Here is a 504-nt window from a genome sequence, read left to right as displayed (position 1 = left end):
CCGTTTGTGCGGCAACCCCCGCTCGGGGCGACGAGCCATCGTGCCACGCGCGCACGGCCGTGCGTATGACACGCCAATGCGGTACAACGCTTGCTGGAAAGCTGTCCGCCGCCACGCCACCATCCTGGTTGGGAAGCACCCCGAAAGCCAGCCCTTGCCCTGCTCTTGGACCGCCATGAAAACGTTCCACTGCAACCGTTGCCAGCAACTCGTATTCTTTGAAAACGTCTTGTGCGAGCGCTGCAACGCCCTGCTCGGCTACCTGCCTGACGTGGGCGAGATCAGCGCATTTGAACCTGCCGACGAGCCCACTGAGACAGCGGAGACGGGGGAGACGGTGGAGACAGCAAAGGCCACGGACAAGCGCTGGCGCAGCCTTCACCCCGAGGCACAACGCCAGCGCTACCGCCAATGCCACAACTACGCGGTCGAAAACGTCTGCAACTGGATGATCCCGGCCGATTCGCCTGACACGCTGTGTCGCGCCTGCCAGTTCACCGAAAC

General features: G+C 63.3%; 1 protein-coding gene. It reads left to right on the top strand.

All coding sequences use genetic code 11. The annotated features are described in order from the left end of the window. Window positions 1-175: 175 nt before the first annotated feature. The coding region (locus ACWKV9_RS27725) for a zinc-ribbon domain-containing protein (RefSeq protein WP_483839301.1) at window positions 176-504 on the top strand (329 nt) is incomplete at its 3' end.

Source organism: Pseudomonas corni (assembly GCF_057128765.1).
The sequence above is the reverse complement of the archived record's forward strand: the minus strand, read 5'-3'. Positions and strand labels throughout refer to the sequence as shown.